Annotated in this window: 17 protein-coding genes; 4 read left to right on the top strand and 13 right to left on the bottom strand. The window is 59.9% G+C overall.

From position 1 onward, the window contains the following. Nucleotides 1-75 precede the first annotated feature (75 nt). From CLV41_RS13125 to CLV41_RS13115, 3 genes are all read right to left on the bottom strand, one after another. Entirely contained in the window at nucleotides 76-843 is a 768-nt protein-coding gene (locus tag CLV41_RS13125) for a hypothetical protein (protein ID WP_103222871.1), read from the bottom strand. A 134-nt stretch (nucleotides 844-977) separates the two neighbouring features. Further along, a complete protein-coding gene (locus CLV41_RS13120; RefSeq protein WP_103222870.1) occupies nucleotides 978-1877 on the bottom strand; it encodes a methylenetetrahydrofolate reductase in 900 nt (299 codons plus the stop codon). Between the two features lie 248 nt (nucleotides 1878-2125). Next, nucleotides 2126-3502: an aminomethyltransferase family protein gene (locus CLV41_RS13115; RefSeq protein WP_103222869.1), complete on the bottom strand. Its 1377-nt coding sequence runs from the start codon at nucleotides 3500-3502 to the stop codon at nucleotides 2126-2128. A 94-nt stretch (nucleotides 3503-3596) separates the two neighbouring features. On the opposite strand from CLV41_RS13115, the gene CLV41_RS13110 reads away from it, so the two are divergent. Next, nucleotides 3597-4793, top strand: coding sequence for a LysR family transcriptional regulator (locus CLV41_RS13110; RefSeq protein ID WP_103222868.1), 1197 nt, complete (start codon nucleotides 3597-3599; stop codon nucleotides 4791-4793). A gap of 30 nt (nucleotides 4794-4823) precedes the next feature. Here CLV41_RS13110 and purU read toward each other — a convergent pair whose 3' ends face one another. The 10 genes from purU to CLV41_RS13060 all read right to left on the bottom strand — a co-directional run bounded on the left by purU (nucleotide 4824) and on the right by CLV41_RS13060 (nucleotide 15413). After that, nucleotides 4824-5675 (bottom strand): formyltetrahydrofolate deformylase, encoded by an 852-nt coding sequence (purU, locus tag CLV41_RS13105; protein ID WP_208987510.1) that lies wholly within the window; start codon nucleotides 5673-5675, stop codon nucleotides 4824-4826. Between the two features lie 6 nt (nucleotides 5676-5681). Further along, on the bottom strand, nucleotides 5682-6734 hold the full coding sequence (locus CLV41_RS13100) for a 4-oxalomesaconate tautomerase (RefSeq protein ID WP_103222866.1): 1053 nt from the start codon (nucleotides 6732-6734) through the stop codon (nucleotides 5682-5684). Then, nucleotides 6727-7419: a 4-carboxy-4-hydroxy-2-oxoadipate aldolase/oxaloacetate decarboxylase gene (gene ligK / locus CLV41_RS13095; protein ID WP_103222865.1), complete on the bottom strand. Its 693-nt coding sequence runs from the start codon at nucleotides 7417-7419 to the stop codon at nucleotides 6727-6729. The genes CLV41_RS13100 and ligK overlap by 8 nt, the downstream gene beginning before the upstream one ends. Beyond that, nucleotides 7419-8150: a PIG-L deacetylase family protein gene (locus CLV41_RS13090; RefSeq protein ID WP_103222864.1), complete on the bottom strand. Its 732-nt coding sequence runs from the start codon at nucleotides 8148-8150 to the stop codon at nucleotides 7419-7421. The genes ligK and CLV41_RS13090 overlap by 1 nt, the downstream gene beginning before the upstream one ends. A 9-nt stretch (nucleotides 8151-8159) precedes the next feature. After that, a complete protein-coding gene (locus tag CLV41_RS13085; protein WP_103222863.1) occupies nucleotides 8160-9122 on the bottom strand; it encodes a VOC family protein in 963 nt (320 codons plus the stop codon). 76 nt (nucleotides 9123-9198) lie between these two features. Continuing rightward, on the bottom strand, nucleotides 9199-10503 hold the full coding sequence (locus CLV41_RS13080; protein WP_103222862.1) for a TRAP transporter large permease: 1305 nt from the start codon (nucleotides 10501-10503) through the stop codon (nucleotides 9199-9201). Then, complete coding sequence (locus CLV41_RS13075) at nucleotides 10500-11012, bottom strand: TRAP transporter small permease (RefSeq protein ID WP_103222861.1); 513 nt, start codon at nucleotides 11010-11012, stop codon at nucleotides 10500-10502. Before CLV41_RS13075 ends, CLV41_RS13080 begins: the two co-directional genes overlap by 4 nt. 7 nt (nucleotides 11013-11019) lie before the next feature. Then, a complete protein-coding gene (locus tag CLV41_RS13070; protein WP_103222860.1) occupies nucleotides 11020-12027 on the bottom strand; it encodes a TRAP transporter substrate-binding protein in 1008 nt (335 codons plus the stop codon). Between the two features lie 1076 nt (nucleotides 12028-13103). Further along, a complete protein-coding gene (ligM, locus tag CLV41_RS13065) occupies nucleotides 13104-14507 on the bottom strand; it encodes a vanillate/3-O-methylgallate O-demethylase (protein ID WP_103222859.1) in 1404 nt (467 codons plus the stop codon). 180 nt (nucleotides 14508-14687) lie between these two features. After that, the gene (locus CLV41_RS13060; protein WP_103222858.1) at nucleotides 14688-15413 is read right to left on the bottom strand and encodes a GntR family transcriptional regulator; all 726 of its coding nucleotides are present in this window, start codon (nucleotides 15411-15413) and stop codon (nucleotides 14688-14690) included. A 76-nt stretch (nucleotides 15414-15489) separates the two neighbouring features. Between CLV41_RS13060 and CLV41_RS27765 the strand changes: the two genes are divergently transcribed. From CLV41_RS27765 to CLV41_RS13050, 3 genes are all read left to right on the top strand, one after another. After that, nucleotides 15490-15663: a hypothetical protein gene (locus CLV41_RS27765; protein ID WP_170107186.1), complete on the top strand. Its 174-nt coding sequence runs from the start codon at nucleotides 15490-15492 to the stop codon at nucleotides 15661-15663. A gap of 516 nt (nucleotides 15664-16179) precedes the next feature. Beyond that, on the top strand, nucleotides 16180-17328 hold the full coding sequence (locus CLV41_RS13055; RefSeq protein WP_103222857.1) for an efflux RND transporter periplasmic adaptor subunit: 1149 nt from the start codon (nucleotides 16180-16182) through the stop codon (nucleotides 17326-17328). 38 nt (nucleotides 17329-17366) lie between these two features. Next, nucleotides 17367-20519: an efflux RND transporter permease subunit gene (locus CLV41_RS13050; protein ID WP_103222856.1), complete on the top strand. Its 3153-nt coding sequence runs from the start codon at nucleotides 17367-17369 to the stop codon at nucleotides 20517-20519. Nucleotides 20520-20688 lie beyond the last annotated feature (169 nt).

The following is a 20688-nucleotide window of genomic DNA, read 5'->3' as shown; positions in this document are numbered from 1 at the left end:
TGCCGGCCCCAGACTACTAAGTATATGGTACGCTGCGGAATAAGCTTTCTCGGGGAAAATTCAGCGCGACGTTTCTTATCCAGTGCCTTCAGGCTGCAGGAGTTGACAGTTTTCGGTTAGATTAGCCGTACCAACGAGCCTGCCCCATCGACTTTTACGGGTTGGTCGAAAGAGAGCGCCCAACCTAGAATTTTTTCTTATTACCTCGAACTCTCCCTCGACGGCGTTGTGCGCCGACCTCCAATGCTCCCAGTCTTTTAACGAATAAACATTTGTTTTTGCATTGCTCATTGCGCGATCGATTTCGCGCACATAAAGGGCATAATTTGCCTCAATAGTGTTTACCGCATCAATCATCTTCGGCAGGGGAATATATTCCACAGGTGAGCTTGATAGGGGGGCGAGGCTTTTTATTGCCTCCATCAATGGCTGATTATCCTCAATCTTCGGCGCATCTGGAATTTGTTCGGCCATTGACCGAACACCCCCAATCAAGGGGAATATCCTGTTCACCACGAACAACATAAGTTGCTCGTGATCGCCTTCGTAAGTCCCATAATTTGGAAGGTCTGCTTCAATCTGACGAAGACGGGATTTTGTTAGTTCATGCGCATCTCGTTCAATGCGGTATGGCGCACAAGCGAAATTGTATAAGAAAATGAAGACTACACCTGACAGAGCGCCGACAATAGCGACAACAACAAACGGCACTTCCTCTAATGCCATTTCACGCCCTTTCCAAAGGTATAGGGCGACGAGAGAAGCGAAGCCAACAAATGCACCGCCAAGTAATGTCTTTATGTGGCCAACAGTATCGGCAAAGGCGCGATGTAATATCTGCATCCTTGTAGGATGCACAAAGACACTTCAGTTGTGGAGTCATTTTACCTCACTCCACAACGGCGAGCACCCTTGGTGCTCTTGATACATAATGCCGTTCATTGGTCTGAGGCCGGCTACGCCGCGCCCGCCTTCGCCTAAGCGGCCTCCTGCCGGCCGGCCCATTCGGCACAGGATTTGATACCGCCCAGCGGGAAGAAATGAACCTGCGCGATCGGGCTGTCCGGCGTGTTTGCAACCTTTCGGCAAAGGTCGGTCAGAACGTCTGTCGGTTCATAGGGAAGCAGCAGCTTGCCGAGATCCATTGCCCGGCGCTTGAGCACCTTGATCGACGGCCCGACCCCGCATGTCATGGCGAATTTGATCAGGGTCTGCAGCTTGGCCGGCCCGGCGACGCCCACGTGAATGGGGAGCGTAACGCCCATGCCCTTCAGGCGCTGAGCCCAGCGGACAACAGGATCGGCATCGAAAACGAACTGCGTGACGATTGCCATCTCGGCATCCGTCCTGTCACAGAATGCCTGTTTCCATTGCAAGGCCGCGTCCACCCGCCGGAATGACCCGTCGCCGTCTATGTCCGGATTGCCTTCCGGATGCCCCGCGACGTGAAGGCGCTTGAAGCCGTATTTGTCATAGAGGCCGGTGTCGAGCATCTGCATGGTGTTGTCATAGGCGCCGAACGGCTGCGATCTCCCGCCCCCGACAAGGAGTGCCTCGCTTACGTCGGCTTCGTCCCTGTAGCGCGACAACATGGTCTCCAGCTCACGGGCATCGTCAATGAGGCGCGCCGGCATATGCGGCATGACCGCGAACCCGTCGCCGCGCAAGCGCCTTGCGGTCAGGATCATGTCGTCGAAGTCCGTACCTTCGACATTGGCGACATAGACCCGGGTTCCTTCCGGAAGGAGAGCCTTGAAATCATCGATCTTGGCGGCCGTGCGCGGCAAGACTTCTATCGAATAGCCACTGACCATGTCACCGACGGCCGAACGCCCGCCCATCCATGTGCCCTGACTTTGACCGTCATGTTCCAGCATCGCGGTAATCCTTCCTCCCAACGCGATGCATGTATACACGAACGAGTTAAAATCTCAAAACAGATTCGCTATATTCCATATTTTCTGGCGTTTATCGGAGAGAAAGTCTTCCTGAACTGGATTAGATGCATACATTTTATAATTCGGGAAATCCAAATACCCGGCCTCATCCTGAGGAAGCGCGATGCGCTGTCTCTCAGGATGAGGCCGTTGTCACGGTGAGGATGCACCAACGGCTGTTCCACCCCTCAGGTCTGTTTGCGGTAGCTGTTCCGAAAGGCTTCGTGGATCGGCCAGGGATGGACTTCCGCGCCGACGTCCATCTGCCTGTGGCGCTCCACCACCGGCTTGGCGCTGCCGCCGTCCGGCTCGCCCCACACGATCGTGACCCTGGAACCCGAGGCGGCGCAGTCCGGCGCCACCATGGCCAGCGAAAGCCATGCCCGTTCGTTGGCCGAATAGACCGGGTAGGTGGAAATGCCGACGGTTTTGCCGTCCTTGACCACCTTGTCATAAGGGTGCGCCGCATAATGGGCGGCGGGCATCTCCATGAGCTTGGGACTGTCGCCTTCCTCCATCAGGCCGGCATAGACGGCAACGACGTCCTCCTTGTCCCAGACCAGGGTCACCTTTTTGCGGTGTGTCTCGCCGGCCATCTTTTCCAGCGCCTCGCGGCCGATGAAGTCATGGTCGAACTTGACCACCCGGCCATAGTCGAGATCCCACGGTGTCAGATAGTAATCCTCGACGTTGTCAGAGTAGAAACTGCCGCCCAGAGAGCTGACAGCCTCGAAACTCCCGGCCGGCAGCCATTCGCGGTAGGGCTTCATCGTGTCGCCGGAATAGATTGCCGGCAGCGGTGACGGGATCCATCCCGATTCGGTGGCGACCGAGGAATAGGCACGCGCGCCGGCTTGCGCCAGGCCGTAAGTCTTGCCGATTTCCAGCAAAGCCGCCTTGACCTTCGGACCGTCCTCGAACGGTCCCCAAAGCTCCAGTCCCGGCGCACCGCCCATGCCATGCGCGAGCGTGCGGGCCTTGCAGCCGGCTATGACGATCTCGCCCATGTTGAAAAACTTCGTGGTCAACGGCCCGCCTTCGTTGACCGCTTCCAGAATAGCCATGGCGTTCGGACCCTGCACTTCGTAGCGGTAGGTCTTGCGCGGCTTGTCCGGATTGTCGAGCGAACGTTCGTCCCGCTCCACGGTAACGTCGTATCCGCCGGTTTCGGCATGATACTGGATCCAGTTCGGCAAAGGGGGACGGCCGACGATGTTCACGGCGTCATCTTCAAGGCCGAAGAGAATGCAATCGCCGATGACATAGCCGTCGTGGTTACAGCAGACGAGCTGCTTGGCCTTGTTGCGGCCGAAAGTCTTGAAGCTGTTGACACCCACATGGCTGAGAAGCTTCACAACGTCCGGGCCCTGCACATAAAGGTCGGTCATGTGGAAGGACTGATCGAACAGGACGGCGCTCTGGCGCCAGGCACGCTGCTCATCCATCCAGTTGCTGAAAGCGGCAGGGATCGGAAACACATAGGGCCCGAGCTGAGCGTTGAGCAGCATTTCGGCCGGATTTCCGCCGGTTGCGCGGATCTTGTCCTCAAGTGAAACGATCGTCATTGGAATGTCCTCCCTGTCTTTACCGGCTTCATAGCATTGCGTTTTCCGTCCCGCTTATGCGAAGAATGAATATGATTTTTCATTCTGGTTATTTATGAAAAAGACCGACGCGAAGCGGCTGAGCCTGAAGCAGGTCCGCGTGATCGATGCCGTGGCGCGTTCGCGCGGTTTCGCCGAGGCCGCCGCAATGCTCAATTCCTCCCAGCCGGTCGTCTCGCGCACGATTGCCGCCGCCGAAAAGCTGTTCGGCCGCCCGATCTTTCAGCGCGGCTGGAGCGGCACCGAACCGACCGCCTGGGGCGAGGCGGTGATCGAGCGCTGCGCCAATGCCCTCAAACTGATCGCGCGGGCGGAAACAGATCTTGCTGCGACCGGCCCCCACCCGGATCTTGCGGTCGTTCTGCGCTGGCATCATCTCGACGCCGTCGCCGCCGTGACCTCCTGCGGCGGCACCACCGGCGCCGCCGGATTTCTGGCCGTTTCCCAGCCCGCCATCAGTAAATCCCTGGCCGCCATTTCCGCCTGCACCCCACATCCGCTGTTTCTGCGAAAGCGCGAGGGGCTGGAGGCAACACCGCACGCCCGCAGGCTCGCGGCTCTACGGGACGAACTGCGCCAGGCACTCGGGACCGCCGGCGAGATCACCCGCTCGCCGGCCGGCAGACTCGGCGGCAGGCTGGCGGTCGGTATGCTGCCGTTTTCCGGTCAGGCGCTGGTCGCCAGGACATTCGGGGGGCTTACCGGCCAGGCTCCGGACCTCAGGCTGATGGCGGTGCCCGGAAGCTATCACATGCTCGCCGAAGCGCTTCGCCGCGGCGAGATCGATTGCATGATCGGAATTCTGCGCAGGCCGCCGCCTTTTCCGGATCTTCAGGAGCGGTTTCTCTATCACGAGACGTATACACTCGTTGCCCGGCACGACCATCCGTGCCACCGGCGGCACCTGACCATGGCATCGCTCAAGAACGAGCAATGGATCGTCGCGCCGCACGGCACTCCCATCCGCGCTTTTTTCGAAAGCCTGTTTGCGAACGAGGGAGCCGCCCCTCCGGCTCAGACCTGCGAGATCCTGTCCTTTGGCAACGCCGAACAGGTGATCATGAACAGCCAGGCGATCGGCCTGCTCGCCTATGGCGAACGGCAGCTCCTGGACTTGCACCCGGAGTTAAAGAAGCTGGACATCGATCTTCCCGGCGCCCGGGTCGATGTCGGATTGACGGTTCGCACACAAGCCGGGGAAACGAACGTCCTGCAGGTATTCGAGAAAACCCTGCAGGACTTTCTTAAATGAAACGGTAGTTGCGGCGGAAAGCCGGCTGTCCTATTCGAACACCACGGTCGTGGTTCCGTTCAGCATCACCCTGTCCTGAAGATGCAGATTGACCGCGCGGGCCAGAACCGAGCGCTCTATGTCCCGCCCCCTGCGGACCATGTCTTCCGGCGTATCCCGATGGCTCACATGCTCCACGTTCTGGGCAATGATGGGCCCTTCGTCGAGATCCTCGGTGACATAATGCGCTGTGGCCCCGATCATCTTCACACCGCGCGCATGTGCCTGGTGATAGGGTTTTGCGCCCTTGAAGCCCGGCAGGAACGAATGGTGGATGTTGATGCAACGCCCGGAAAGATAGGCCGAGAAATCGTTGGACAGGATCTGCATGTAGCGCGCCAGAACGATCAGCTCCGCTCCGGTTTCCTCGATGATCGCCTTGATCTGCGCTTCCTGCTCGGCCTTGGTGTCGCGGGTGATCGGCAGATGGTGGTAGGGCAGTCCTTCATGCAGGGTGAGGTTCAGCACGGAACTTGGATGGTTGGAGACAATGCCGACGCACTCCATGTTGATTTCGCCGATCCGCATCCGGTAGAGCAGATCCCCGAGGCAGTGATCGAGTTTGGAGACCAGGATCAGCACCTTTCGGGGACGGTCCGCCGGGCGCAAGGTCCATTCGAAACCGAATTTCGAGACATGCCTTGAAAAGCCGTCGGTGAAGGTCTCGATCGGTTTTTCCATCGTAAAAGCGCAGCGCATGAAGAACATGCCGGTGCGCCGGTCGTCGAATTGCTGCGCTTCGGTGATATCCCCGCCGCAACCGGACAGTTCCGTCGCGACCGCAGCCACGATGCCAGGCCGGTTCCGGCACTTCAGGGTCAAGATACAATTCACGCCCTTAATCCTCCCTTAGAATACATATCCGTCGAAAAGTTTGCGCGCGGTGCGCACGACGCCCGCTTTCCGGACAGACCCGTCCGCCCCCAGATCGACAAGCACAGTGAACTCGCCTGTCGGATGTTCGATCGACATCGACCGGCTGGATCCCTCTCCCTTGTGCGCGATCTCGGCGGCCGGCCCCTCCGGCAGGAGACAGGCCGTCGCGACGCTGACGGCGCCGAGCACACCGATTGCCTTGTGGCAGCGATGAGGAATGAATGTCCGGGTCGAAATCGCCCCGCCCTGCCGTGCCGCACTGACCAGCGTCATCTTCGGCACCGATTTTTCGCGCACGCCGCCCAGGTTCATCATCGGCCCGGCCTTCAGGCGGATCGCCTCGACACGCGCCTTCAATTCCGCGTTCGCTTCCAGTTCTTCCGGCGCTTCCTGACCGCTGAGACCGAAATCGGAAGCACGCAGGATCACACATGGCATGCCGTTGTCGATCAGCGTCGCATCGACCCCGTCGATCCTGTCCACAACATTGCCGGTCGGCAGAAGCGCGCCGCATGTGGACCCGGCTGTATCCTCGAAGACGGTCGGCACCGGAGCGTGGCTCCCCGGCACGCCGTCAATCCGGGCCTCGCCCCGATAGCTCACCTTGCCACCCGGTGTCTGCACGGTGGCGGTCGCGATCTGGCTGGTGTTTTCCATGAAAATGCGGACGTCGGTCGACCCGTCCCGCGCGCTCACAAGGCCGCGTTCGATGGCGAAGGGGCCGACCCCGGAAAGGATATTGCCGCAATTCTGGCCGTCGGTGACGATTGCCCGATCGACGAATACCTGCAGAAACAGGTAGTCGACATCGACACCGGGGCGCTCCGATTTGCGCACCACGGCCACCTTGGATGTCAGGGGATCCGCACCGCCCATGCCGTCGATCTGGCGTGGATCGGGAGAGCCCATCACCTGCAGCAGGAGCCGGTCGCGTTCCGCCGCATCGGCCGGCAGATCCCCGCCAAGGAAATAACCGCCCTTCGACGTGCCGCCCCGCATCCACATGCAGGCAGTGCCTTCAGACATATTTCAGGCCCTTTTCGGCCAGCAGCTCACGCATGTTGTAGATGTCGAGGCCAAGTTCTCCGTCGGCAAGACGCTTGCGTTTTTCCGTTTCGGCGGCCTCACGGGCGCGGGCCTTTTCCAGCACCTCGACGGCTTCCTCGCGCGCAACGACACAGACGCCGTCGTCATCGGCGACGATGATATCGCCCGGATTGACCAGTGCGCCGGCGCAGACCACCGGCACGTTGACCGAGCCGAGTGTCTCCTTCACCGTGCCTTGCGCGAAGATCGCCTTCGACCAGACCGGGAAATTCATTTCGGTCAGGTCGCGCACGTCGCGCACGCCGGCATCGATGATCAGACCCCTGCCGCCGCGCGCCTGCATCGAGGTCGCCAGCAGATCGCCGAAATATCCGTCCTCGCAGGGAGATGTCGGGGCAAGCACCAGGATGTCGCCGTCCTTCACCTGCTCGATGGCCACATGCACCATCCAGTTGTCGCCCGGGGGCGCGGAAATGGTGACCGCCGAGGCCGCGATCCGCGCACCGGAAAAGATCGGCCGCATATAGGAGGCCAGCAGGCCCCTGCGGCCCAGAGCCTCGTGCACTGTCGCAACGCCGCACGCGCCGAGGGCGGCGATCACCTCTGGATCCGCACGCTCGAAATTGCGGACGACAACGCCGGATTTTGTCACAGCGCCGGCCATCACAGTTCATCCACGGTACGGGGAAAGACGGACTGGAAGCCCTCCGCGTACCGGCAGTCGCGACCGCCCGCCTGGCCGCCGGAATTGCGCCGGAAATGGTTGCCCCGGTTCTCCGCGACATTGGTGTAGTAGTGCCACAGGTGCTCCTGGCCCCGCATGCACTCGATGGCTGCCTTCTTCTTCTCCCAGACCTGGGTGATGTCGAGAAACACGTCCGGCTTCCAGCCCATCTGTTCGGTCTGATGCGGCTCGAACAGGTAGAGCTGCGGCGCGCCCAGAACCTTCTCACCCGGATTGTGGCCCCATGCCTGGGCGATCATCCGGCACTCCAGAGCGATCCGCGTCGCATACATGTGGTCGGTGTTGTAGGGATCGTACTGCGAATGGGTGAGCATGAACTGCGGCTGCACCTTGCGGATCACATCCACCAGCCGGTCCTTGGCACCGCTATCCAGCTCCAGCGGATAATCCCCAAGATCGAAGAACTGGATGTCGCTCACGTCAAGCGCCCTGGCGGCATTCTCGGCTTCCTTGCGCCGCTCGGTCTTGACCGTCTCCAGGGTCATGCCTTCCTGTTTCCAGAGCTTCGCGCTCTCGCCGCGCTCGCCGTAGGACAGGCACACGACGGTGACGTCGTATCCCCTCTCTTCATGCAGCGCGATGGCGCCACCGCAGCGCCAGACGAAATCCGCCGAATGGGCGCTGATGACCAATGCGGTCTTTCCTGCCATTGTGCTCTCCTATTCCTTGCCCGGCACGGGAGGCGTGCCATGCGTATGGAAGGTTTCAATGGTCTTGAGGCCCCAGGCCTGACCCTTCTTGCGGTCGGCCTCCGTCCAGACCACCGGCTCCCAGTCCGGCGCCAGCAGCAGCCGGGCACCGGCATTGGCCAGTTCGACGCGATTGCCCGCGGGCTCCCAGACGTAGAGGAAGAACGAGCCCTGGATCGCGTGTTTGTGCGGACCCGTCTCGATATGGACGCCGTTGTTCAGGAAAATGTCTGCGGCGCGCAGGATGTCCTCGCGCTGGTCGGTGGCATAGGTCACATGGTGCAGCCGACCGGTGCCGCCGCCCCGCTCCTCGGTACAGACCAGATCGTAGGTCTTGTTGTTGCAGGTGAACCAGACGCCGCCGAGCCGCCCGTTGTCTAGCTGGATATATTCCGACAGCCGGCTGCCGAGGCAGGTCTCGACGAACTTGCGGAACTCGCTCGCATCCTCGCCAAGCAGGTTGACGTGATCGATGCGGCGGGGACACACGCCCTGGGCGTGAAACTTCGAGGCGTTGTTCTTCAGCGCCGGTTCTTCGCCCGGACCGGGCACGAAGCGGTGCGTATCCCAATAGAGTTCGAAGACGTGACCGAAGGGATCCTCGAACCGGTAGGCCCGGCCGTGGCCGAGATCGCCCTCGACCCAGCCGTGTTTCTTGTAGTCACTTGCCTCGATGGCGGCGACCCGCCGCTCCAGCGCCTCCGGCGACGAAACCCGGTAGCCGATATGGCCCATGCCCGGGGTGTCGTGCTTCGTCAGCTTCAGCGAATGGAACTCATATTCGTCCCATGCCCTGAGATAGGCGGAAGTCTCGTCCCGGCCGGAAACCGTCAGACCGTAGACCCGCGTGAAGAAATCAAGGCTTTCATCGAACTTGTCGGTATAGACCTCGACATGACCGAGATGGGCGACATCAAAGCAGAGTTCCGTCATTCAATCCTCCCTGAGGTGGCCCGTTCACGCGCGCGAAACAGTGCGTTAGGCCATCGAGTGGTTCCTGTATTTCGCTTTAGTTGATCATGGAATTCGGCAGAAAGAGCGAGATCTGGGGAAAGGCCACCAGCAGACCCAGAGTGACCAGCATGGCGAACCAGAACGGCATCACTCCCGCGAATATCTTCCCGATGGGAACATCCTTGGCGACCGATTTCACGATGAAGACGTTGACACCCACCGGCGGCGAAATCAGCCCCATTTCGAGTGTCAGCACGACCAGCACGCCGAACCAGATCGGATCGATCCCGAGTTGCGTGATGATCGGGTAGAAGATCGGCATGCTGAGCACCAGCATGGCGAAGCCTTCCAGGAAACAGCCGAGAACAAGATAGCAGAGCATGATCACAAGCAGGATACCGACCGCCGGCAGGTCCAATCCGGAGAGGAAACCGCCGATGGTCTGAGGAATGTGGCTCAGCGCCAGAAACGGGTTGATCATGTGGGCGGCGATCAGGATCAGCATGACAGTCGACGTCGTCACGACGGAATCCCGCGTTGCGTTCCACAATCCGCGCAGCGTCAGCGTCCGTCCGATGAAGCCGAAGATGATCACCAGACCCGCGCCGACCGCCGCGGCCTCCACAGGCGAGAACAGGCCGCCATAGATACCGCCGATGGTCAGCACGATGATGGTCAGGATAGGTGCGGCACCGGCGATGCCGCGCGCCTTGTCCCGCAGGGAGGTTTTCGGCCCGGCCGGACCCATCTTCGGGAAAAACCAGCACAGGATCGAAACGGTCAGCACGAACATGCCGAGCAGCAGCAGACCGGGCAGAACGCCGGCCAGGAAAAGCCGGCCGATCGATTCCTGCGCCAGGATCGCGTAGATCACGAAGCCGGTGGACGGCGGGATCAGGATGCCCAGGGTTCCGCCCGCGGCGACCACACCCGTCGAAAGACGCGGATCGTATTTGAAGCGGTCCATCTCGCCAAGCGAGACCTTGCCCATGGTGAGAGCCGAGGCAACCGACGAGCCCGAAAGCGCCGCGAACCCGCCGCAGCCGATGACGGTGGCGGAGGCCAGACCGCCGCGCACAGAGCCGATGGTCGCGTAGGCCGCGTCGTAAAGCCTGCGGCTCATCCCCGTTTCGGTGGCCACGTTGCCCATCAGGATGAACAGCGGCACCACGATGAGTTCGGCCGAGGACGCAAGCGTGAAGCTTTCGGAAGCCGTCAGGCTCAGCGCCGCCGGGAAGCCGTTTAGAATGGCGTTGCCGCCAAAGCCGACCGCGAACATGGCGAATGCGACGGGCACGCGCAATGCAAGGAGAACCAGCAGGATGCCCATGCCGGCCAGGCCGATGGCTGCGGGGCTCATATCGCTTTGTCCAGTTGATGGGAAACCGGCTTGCCGCTGAGGGCAATCCCCAGTGCGCGCGTGAACATCCCGAATGCCGTTATGGCCGACAGGACGACCACCACATACTGAAACCACGCCTTGGGCAGATAGATGATGTTCGTTGCAAGGTTGAGCATCCTCGACAGCGCCGCCGACTCCCAGACGGTCCAGGCGATGCCGCAGAAGATCACCCCGCCGAGCAGGGGCGCGATCACGTCACCAAGCCAGAGCACCCGGGGCGGGAAAAAATATTCGAAAATGTCGACGGAGATATGCCCGCCGAGCTTGTCGCAGAGCGCCATGCCGCCGAACACGATGATCACCATTGTCATCTGGGAAATGTCCTGGGCACCGGTCAGCGGCTTGCCGAAATAGCGCCCGGTAACATCGACCAGAATCACCATGACTTCGACAATCAGGCCGATCGATCCGAGCACGGCGGACAGGCCTATCAGCCTGTCCGCCAGTTTGTTGATTGCGGATAACACGGACGTCTTACTGGCCGGTCATGGTTGCGTAAACGTCCTCGGCACCGATCTCCGAGACGATCTTCTGGGTAACCGGCACGGTCAACTCGCCAAACGCCGCGATGTCATCGTCCGAAAGCTCGATGACAGTGTTGTCGCCCGTGGCCTTGAGGGCCTCAACGGTCGCCTTTGCCTTCGCGTTCCAGCCCTCTTCCGCGCTCGCGGAAAGCTTGCGGCCGGAATGGTCGTCGATCGCCTTTTTGGACGCGTCTGACAGGCTGTCATACTTCGCCTTGTTCATGACGAGATAGAAGGAGATGCGGCCAAGCGGCGCGCCGATCGTGTAGCTGTTGGCCACTTCGTCCAGCTTGAAGTCGGCAACCGCGCTGGCACCGGTCACCACACCGTCGATCAGACCGGTCTGCAGCGAATTATAGATCTCGCCGGCCGGCATCTGGACCGGCGTTGCTCCGAGCGCTTCGATGATGGCAGCGGCGGCGGAACCGGAGACACGGATCTTCAGACCCTTGAGGTCCTCCGGCTTGCGGATGTCGCGGTCCTTCATGATGAAGATGTTGGGTTCGGAAAGCCAGAGAGCCAGCGGGACGGTGCCCGGAAATTCCCCGGAGATCTGGCCCGCGTCATAGGCATCCCAAAGAATATCGTATCCGGCCTTGCCGTCCGGAAGAACACTGGGCAATTCTGAAACCATCGTTCTCGGGAATTGCGAGGAGGTGTATCCCTGCAAGCCCCACACGATGTCCGCAACGCCCTGAACCGCACGGACATACTGCTCCAGCGGCCCCTTGCCCAGTTCGCCGCCCGGAAAGACGTCAATCGTCAAGTCACCGTTGGTGTCGGCCTCGACGCCGTTTTTCAGCGGCTCGATTGTCGATTTGGTCAGCGTGTGTGCCGGTGGCACCCAATGCGCGAGTTTCAGGGTTTCGGCTTGCGCCGATGAGGCAATGGTAAAAATCGCCATCGTACCGGCGACCGCAGCGCCGGCAAAAGAACGGCACAGAGTTTGATTGAACATGCAATTTCCTCCCGTTTTTCAGGACCCGACGCAACGCTTTGCGTTTGTTGCCCGATCTCATCGAACCTTACGCCGCGATGGCGCTTTTGGCGAATTCGTTTTCGATGACCCGCCATTAGACTTAGGCTCAGTTTCTGCCGGCCTGAACCTGAAAAGAAAACACCTCTTCAGACCGGGCCCGACCGGCGCCGCGCGATACGCGCAACGCCTTCTTGCAACATCTTGATTTCACACCCTCCCCGGCGTGAAATTTTCCAATACCCCGCGTTCAATTGAACGCGGACAAGATGCTCTGGCACTTTAAGGTCGATCAACTTTGGCGCATCCAGTCGACTTCGACTGGATGTCCGTTGATCTAGAGCATCCTGCGTTCAATTGAACACGGACAAGATGCTCTAGCACTTTAAGGTCGATCAACTTTGGCGCATCCAGTCGACTTCGACTGGATGTCCGTTGATCTAGAGCATCCTGCGTTCAATTGAACACGGACAAGATGCTCTAGCACTTTAAGGTCGATCAACTTTGGCGCATCCAGTCGACTTCGACTGGATGTCCGTTGATCTAGAGCATCCTGCGTTCAATTGAACACGGACAAGATGCTCTAGCACTTTAAGGTCGATCAACTTTGGCGCATCCAGTCGACTTCGACTGGATGTCCGTTGATCTAGAGCATCCTGCGTTCAATTGAACGCAGACAAGATGCTCTAGCACTTCAAGGTCGATCAACTTTGGCGCATCCAGTCGACTTCGACTGGATGTCCGTTGATCTAGAGCATCCTGCGTTCAATTGAACGCAGACAAGATGCTCTAGCACTTCAAGGTCGATCAACTTTGGCGCATCCAGTCGACTTCGACTGGATGTCCGTTGATCTAGAGCATCCTGCGTTCAATTGAACGCAGACAAGATGCTCTAGCACTTCAAGGTCGATCAACTTTGGCGCATCCAGTCGACTTCGACTGGATGTCCGTTGATCTAGAGCATCCTGCGTTCAATTGAACGCAGACAAGATGCTCTAGCACTTCAAGGTCGATCAACTTTGGCGCATCCAGTCGACTTCGACTGGATGTCCGTTGATCTAGACCTTGCTCCGCCAGCTGTCCGCATAGTTTTCACGGGCCTCGCTCGAATACGGGGTCGGCGAGACACGCACGCGGATTTCCGCCTGCTTGTGCTGCTCGGTCGAGGTCTTCGCCGTCGGCTCAGGCTCGCCCCACTTGAGTGTAAGGATGTCTCCGACCTGGACGTCGGGGTCGACAATGCCGAGCGAGAGCATGCAACGTTCGTTGTAGGAATAGCCATTGAACATCGACATGCCGACCATCTTGCCGTCTTTCAACAGCATGTCGGCGCTGGTCGACGCGTAGTTCGGCTGCGGGAAGTCGATCCACTTGTAGGGCGTGCCCTGTTCGAAGGCCGAAGCGATGACCTTGAGAACATCCTCGCGGTTCCACTCGAAGGTGACTTTCTTGCGGTTCCTCTGGCCTTTCATCTTTTCCAGCGCGGCCTTGCCGATGAAGTCCGGCTTCTTCCAGCCGATGTAGAAATCGTAGCCGAGTTCGAACGGATTGACGTAGTAGTCCTCGATGTTGTCGGAGACGAAGGAACCACCGATGGCGCCGGTTGCTTCGTAACTGTCGGCACCGAGCCACTGGCGGTATTCGGCGAGCATGCCGTCACCGGTGTAGATGCCCGGCATCGGCGAAGGAATCCAGCCGGATTCCAGCGTGTTGGTCGAATAGGCGCGGCTGCCGCAGCGAACGAGATCGACACCGGCTTCCTTGGCCGACTCCAGGATGACGGAGAGGATATAGGCCTTGTCCTCGTACGGCCCCCAGATCTCCAGGCCCGGCGCACCGGACATGCCGTGCCGCAGCGCCTGTACCTTCTTTGAACCGACATTGATCCAGTCGACATGGAAGAACTTCACATCGGGGATCGGGCCGCCGTTCATCTTCTCGAAGATCTTCGGCGCTTCCGGCCCCTGGATCTGATAGCGGTAATGCGTCCGCAGGACCCGCTCCCCTTCGGGGCGCGACGGCGAACGCGGATCGTGCTTTATGCGTACATTCCATTTTCCATAGGCGGCACAGAACTGCAGCCAGTTGGATGTCGGCGCGCGGCCGACCAGGATGAACTTGTCTTCCCGCTCCCGGAAAATGATGTGATCGCCGATCACATGCCCATTCGGCGTAACCGGCACAAAATGCTTTGCGCGGTTCAGGCCGAAATTGGAGAAGGAATTGATGCCGTGATAAGCGAGAAACTCTTCGGCCTGTGGGCCTTCGACGATCAATTCATCCATGTGATGACACTGGTCGAAAAGGACCGCCGAGTCGCGCCAGGCTTGCTGCTCGACCCGCCAATTACTGAATTCCGGCGTCACCACCGGGTATACATACATTCCGATTCTTGAGTTGCGTAGTAGCTGGGCGGGATTGCCGCCTTGGCCTAAAACTGCCGCTAAACTGCTTCCTGACATATCTTTTCCTCCCAGACGTCAGATAAATATGTATACATAGCTACCTCATTTTGAGGCTTTTGCCACTTAAAATTTCTTATATTCACCTCTGCGGGACGACAGCGCGCTGGAATGCCGCATTCATTTCCGCGGTCCCCATCGTTGCCCGTCACCGGTTGCCCGCACCGGCGAGAGAGCCGCTCAGGTAACCATCAGCGCAAGGCCGGGCAGCAGGTTGGCGTCGCCTTTTTTCTTCATGGCCTCTTCCAGGTCCCTGCGCGCCGTTCGGGCGTGCTCGCGCGCCAGTGCCTCGGCGCGCGCGCCTTCCCGCGTCCTGATCGCAGACAGGATTTCCCTGTGCTGAGCCTGGGCGATCACGAGCGATGTATGCCGGCTTTCCACATTGACCTTGTCAGGAAGAAAGGCGGACGGCGACGCGAATGGAAGATGAACGACACGGTCCAGTTCCCATTCGATGATCTTGCTGCCGGCAAGGCGGGCCAGCACGCTATGAAATTCCTCGTTGCCTTTCGAATAGATTTCAAAGTCGACACTGCCGTCCTGGAAGCACGCATCCAGCCTGCCCACGATCTCCGTCATCTGCTCCAGCTGCAACGGATCGCCGCCTCGTTCGGCAGCCAGGCGGGCCGCGGTTCCTTCCAGCACACCCCGCAACTCGATCGCGTCGATCACGTCTTCAACGCCGAAGGCACGCACGACAAAGCCGGCACTTTTGGCGCGCTCCAGCAGTCCCTCCTCAGCCAGACGGGACATGGCTTCGCGAACCGGGGTACGTGAAATGCTCAACATTTCAGCCAGAGGAACTTCAAACAGACGTTCTCCGCCGGCCAATTCGCCGCTCAGGATCCGTTTCCTGATCTCTGTCAGCGCACGAGTTGTATGGTTGCTTCCGCTCGTTTCAGCCATATCCTTACCAATGATCTCCCGCTTTCACCCTTTGTGAGCGCCCGAAAAGCATACATCAATTACGGCTGGAAATAACGTGCCCGGCGATTTCGCTCTTCCCCAGGGGATCTCCTGCGTGACGGTCAACCAGCCCGTCTCTCAAAAGATATTTGTTATCAATCATTTAAAAGACAACGCCTGGAATGTGCAGGTCTTGAAGCTCGATCTGCCGAGAGCACACCGCCACATTCCGGAAATCATGACGGCATGAAATGTATGCTTGTGCAATTGCCCCAGCCGCCATCAGGCCCCGCTCCTCGACCGCCTCTAAAACGCCAGAAGCTCCCCGGTTTTCGCCGGTCGAGCTTTTGTTCGATTTGGCTGCGGAAGCAGGTCAGCATTTCTGCCCAGCTGCGCCTGCCTTTGGTCATCTTGCGGGTTATGGCATCCGCGAGCTCGGGAGAGGACGCGTCGTGAATATTTGTCATAAGTGGATATTTTTTGCATCGCATCATAGACATCTCATTGAAAGAGCCCCACATAATGCTTTAAATTCGGAAATCTGTTCGCACTTGCAGCAACCGACCGAGTTGGGGCCAGCCTGAGGGGCGCTGTTCATTGCACCGCTTTGACTGCATGCGAGAATGCCTATTTAAAGCGTGCCAGAAGGCGTTCGCCTCAAGGTCGCTCAGCTTTCCTCCAGCCTCCACTCCGGTTCAGTGCTACCTGGTGTTTCCGACACGCTGTTGTCCTCGTGACGTTGTGGACCCGCTGGAGACCTGACTTAATGTTTGATAAAAAAAACGTCCTGCTGACGTGCCTGCTGGCCTTCGCCGCGGTTTCATCTACCTCCGCTTTCGCGCAGAAAAGCGCCCCTCCCCCAGCGGTCGGCGTAGTTACCTTGAAGTCGCAAGACGTCACGCTTCGCGCGGACATGCCGGGCCGCGTCGTCGCTTACGGAGTCGCGGAAGTTCGCCCGCAGGTTTCCGGCATTATCGTCGAGCGGTTGTTTGAAGAAGGGAGTGCCGTCAAGAAAGGCGATCCGATGTACCGGATCGACAAGGCCGTCTATGCTGCCGTTGTCCAACAGGCCCGCGCCAGTGTCGCACAGGCCAGGGCATCGCTGACCGCAGCGGAAAAAGAGCTGAGCCGCGCCAACAAGCTTCTGCTGCGCGAAGTTGTCAGCCAACAGGCAGTAGATGATGCCACGGCGGAACGGGATGCGGCGCAGGCTGGACTTCTCGTTGCTCAGGCGCGGCTTAAATCCGCGCAAATCGACCTGGAACACACCACAATCAAGGCCCCGCTGTCGGGCATCGCCGGCCGGGCCCTTGCCACGCAGGGCGCACTTGCCACCGCGCAGCAGGCCGAGCCGCTGGCAATCATTCGCCAGATCGAAAAGGTCTATGTGGACGTGACCGCCTCGACGGCGGATGTCCTGCGTTACAATCGCTCCAAGCTGGCAAAAGGCAAAAGCGACGACACTGGCCTCGACCCCGTGGTCACCCTGACCCTGGCCGACGGTCTGACATATGATCAGACCGGCACCATGCGCGCGGCCGAACCGCAGGTGAATCCGAAGACAGGTGTCTCGGTCCTGCGAATGGAATTCCCCAATCCTGAACAACTCCTTCTGCCTGGGCTCTACGTGCAGGCGCATTTGCCGGTGGAACTGGTCCGGGATGTGGTGCTGGCGCCGCAACAGGGGATCAGCCGCGACCGCAGGGGCCAGCCGACAGCCCTGATCGTCAACGACGAAAACATTGTCGAACTTCGCACACTCAAGGTTCTCGGGACACGTGGCGCCAACTGGATCGTCTCCGAAGGGCTCAAGGCCGGTGACCGGCTGATCGTCGCAGGACTGCAGAGGATTGCTCCCGGCGTCACCGTCGCTGCGGAGGAGCAGTCGATCGAAAACACCGTGGTGCAAAACTGAGCCACCCGGCCCAACTCATGACAATCTGAAGGTTTCCGATGGCTCGTTTCTTCATTGACCGCCCGATCTTCGCCTGGGTGATTTCGATCCTTTTGATGGGGGTCGGCGTTCTGGCCGTCATGATGCTGCCCGTGGCGCAGTATCCGCAGATCGCCCCTCCCACCGTTGACGTCAACGCCAACTATTCCGGCGCCTCCGCGCAGACAGTCAACAACACCGTCACCCAGGTGATGGAGGAGCAGATGACCGGCCTCGACGGGCTCCGGTATATCTCCTCTTCTTCCACATCGACCGGCTCCTCGTCCGTGACCCTCACGTTCGAAACCGGAACGGATCCGGACATCGCGCAGGTGCAGGTCCAGAACAAGCTCAGCCAGGCAACGCCGCTGCTGCCTGAAACGGTGCAGAGGCAAGGCGTCACCGTGCAGAAATCCTCGGCGGGATTTCTCATGGTCGCGGCGCTTGTGTCCACCGATGGCGCCCTCAATGCCGTCGACCTCTCCGACTATCTTGTCTCGAACCTGGTGGACCAGTTCAGCCGCCTGCAAGGGGTCGGCAACGTCCAGATTTTCGGGGCGCAATATGCGATGCGCATCTGGTTGAACCCGGACCAGCTTGCGGCCTTCGAGCTCACGCCGGCAGACATCGTTCAGGCGGTCTCGGAAGAGAACGCACAGGTTTCGGCCGGATCCTTCGGCTCCCTGCCCGCTCTGGACGGGCAGGCACTCAATGCCACGATCACCGCGCAGTCGTTGCTGTCGACGCCAGAGGATTTTGAGCAGATCGTCGTACGTGCGGAGACCGACGGCGGTCTCGTGCTGTTGCGCGATGTTGCCCGGGTGGAAATCGGGGCGGAAAGCTACACGACATCAGCCCGCTACAACGGTAATCCGACGGCCGGCATGGCTATCCAGCTGGCTTCGGGTGCCAATGCCCTGGACACTGCCGAACGTGTCAAGGCGAAGCTTGAGGAAGTGTCCGCCTTCTTTCCCCAAGGCGTCGAATATGTGGTGCCCTACGACACCACGCCATTTGTGCAGATTTCGATTGAGGAAGTGGTCAGCACGCTCATCGAGGCAGTCGCGCTCGTCTTTCTCGTCATGTTCCTGTTCCTGCAGAACCTGCGGGCAACGCTGATCCCGACCCTTGCGGTTCCGGTTGTCCTGCTGGGCACGTTCGGCATCATCGCGCTGTTCGGCTTCACCATCAACACGCTGACGATGCTCGCGATGGTTCTGGCAATCGGCCTTCTGGTGGATGACGCCATCGTGGTGGTGGAGAACGTTGAACGCATCATGGAGGAGGAAGACCTCTCTCCCTATGAAGCCACCAAGAAATCCATGAGCCAGATCACCGGGGCCCTGATCGGAATCGCGCTGGTCCTGTCGGCGGTGTTCGTTCCGATGGCCTTTTTTCCGGGCTCCACCGGAGTGATCTACCAGCAGTTCTCGATCACCATCGTCTCCGCGATGATGTTGTCGGTCGTGGTCGCGCTGACGCTCACACCGGCATTGTGCGCGACCCTTCTGCGCAAACCCAAACATGGCGCGCGCGAGCGCGGTGTGTTCGGACTGTTCAACCGCAACTTTGACCGGCTGACCCGCGGCTATTCCTCCTCCGTGGGCTATATCATCCGCCGGCCGCTGCGGATCGGCTTCGTGTATCTGTTGATCGGCGCGGGGATGATCTACCTGTTCGAGCGCACGCCGACCGGCTTCCTGCCGGACGAGGACCAGGGCATTCTCTTCACGCTGGTGCAGGGCCCCACCGGCACGACGGCGGAGGCGACCGAATCGGTCCTGAAAAAGATCGAACAGCATTACATGGAGACAGAGAAAGAGAATATCGCCTCCATCTTCACGGTGCGCGGATTCAGTTTCGCCGGCCAGGGACAGAACATGGGTCTGGCCTTCGTCAGCCTGAAGAGCTGGGACGAGCGCACGACGCCGGACCGCAGCGTTCAAGCTATCGCGGGCCGGGCTTACGGCTTCTTTTCCCAGATCAAGGAAGCTCTGGCGTTCCCGATCGTGCCCCCTGCGGTGATCGAACTCGGCAATGTCAGCGGTTTCGATTTCTACCTCCAGGCACGCGATGGCCAGACACATGAGCAACTGCTCGAGGCGCGGAACCAGCTCATCGGCCTGGCGAACGCGAGCGCTCTGATCGGCCAGATCAGGCCGAACGGTCTTGAGGACGCGACCCAGTTCAACATCGACCTGGACTGGCGCGTTGCCGGTGCCATGGGTCTTTCTGCAACCGATGTCGGAGACATGCTGTCGATTGCCTGGGCCGGACGCTACGTGAACGACTTTCTGGACCGTGGCCGGATCAAGCGGGTCTACGTCCAGGGCGATGCTCCCTACCGCATGGTGCCGGAAGATATCGAACAATGGCGCGTGCGCAATGACACCGGCGGTCTGGTACCCCTGTCGAACTTCTCCAACGCCAATTGGCGTTTCGGTCCACAGGGACTTTACCGCTACAACGGTGTCCCCGCGGTCCAGCTTCAGGGCGGCCCCGCGGCGGGCGTGACTTCCGGCGAAGCAATGATCGAGATGGAAGCTCTGGCGGCGCAGCTGCCACCGGGCTACCAGATTGCCTGGACCGGCCTGTCGCTGGAGGAAAGGGAAGCAGGCGACCAGGCGGGACTGCTGTATGCCTTGTCGCTTGCCGCCGTCTTCCTCTGTCTCGCCGCGCTTTACGAGAGCTGGTCGATCCCGATTGCCGTCATGCTGGCGATGCCCATCGGGATTGCCGGTGCGCTGACGGGAGCCTGGGTCGGGGGTTTCGAGAACGGCGTCTATTTCCAGGTAGCCCTGTTGACGGTCATCGGCCTCACCGGGAAGAACGCCATCCTGATCGTCGAATTTGCCCGGGAGAGGATCGATGCGGGCGAGCCGCTCTGGGAAGGCGTGGTCTATGCCGCTCAGCAGCGGTTCCGGCCGATCCTCATGACATCCATGGCCTTCACGCTGGGTGTCCTGCCTCTGGTGCTGTCCTCGGGAGCCGGTGCAGGCGGGCGGACGGCCATGGGATCGGGCGTCATGGGCGGCGTCCTCTCCGCAACCTTCCTGGGGGTGCTGTTCGTGCCCCTGTTCTTCGTTGTGATCTACCGGCTCTCGAAAGGCTGGCGGAAAACGCGCATGCCCCTGCCCGGCTCGAGCCGGGACCCGCAATCATCAGTGGATTGAAACCCGCCCCCATAGGTCCCACGGGCACTGCCCATTCGAAAACGGTCAGAGACCGCGTCTGCAAAAGTAAAATCAGCGGGCGCGGTCTCGCACTGTTCTGAATAGACCCGAGTTTTCTAGACACCCTCGGTTTTCGTTTTCTACTGCCGATCAAACACCGCGGGCGACC

Source organism: Roseibium marinum, assembly GCF_002906165.1.
GTDB lineage: Bacteria > Pseudomonadota > Alphaproteobacteria > Rhizobiales > Stappiaceae > Roseibium > Roseibium marinum.
The sequence above is the reverse complement of the archived record's forward strand: the minus strand, read 5'-3'. Positions and strand labels throughout refer to the sequence as shown.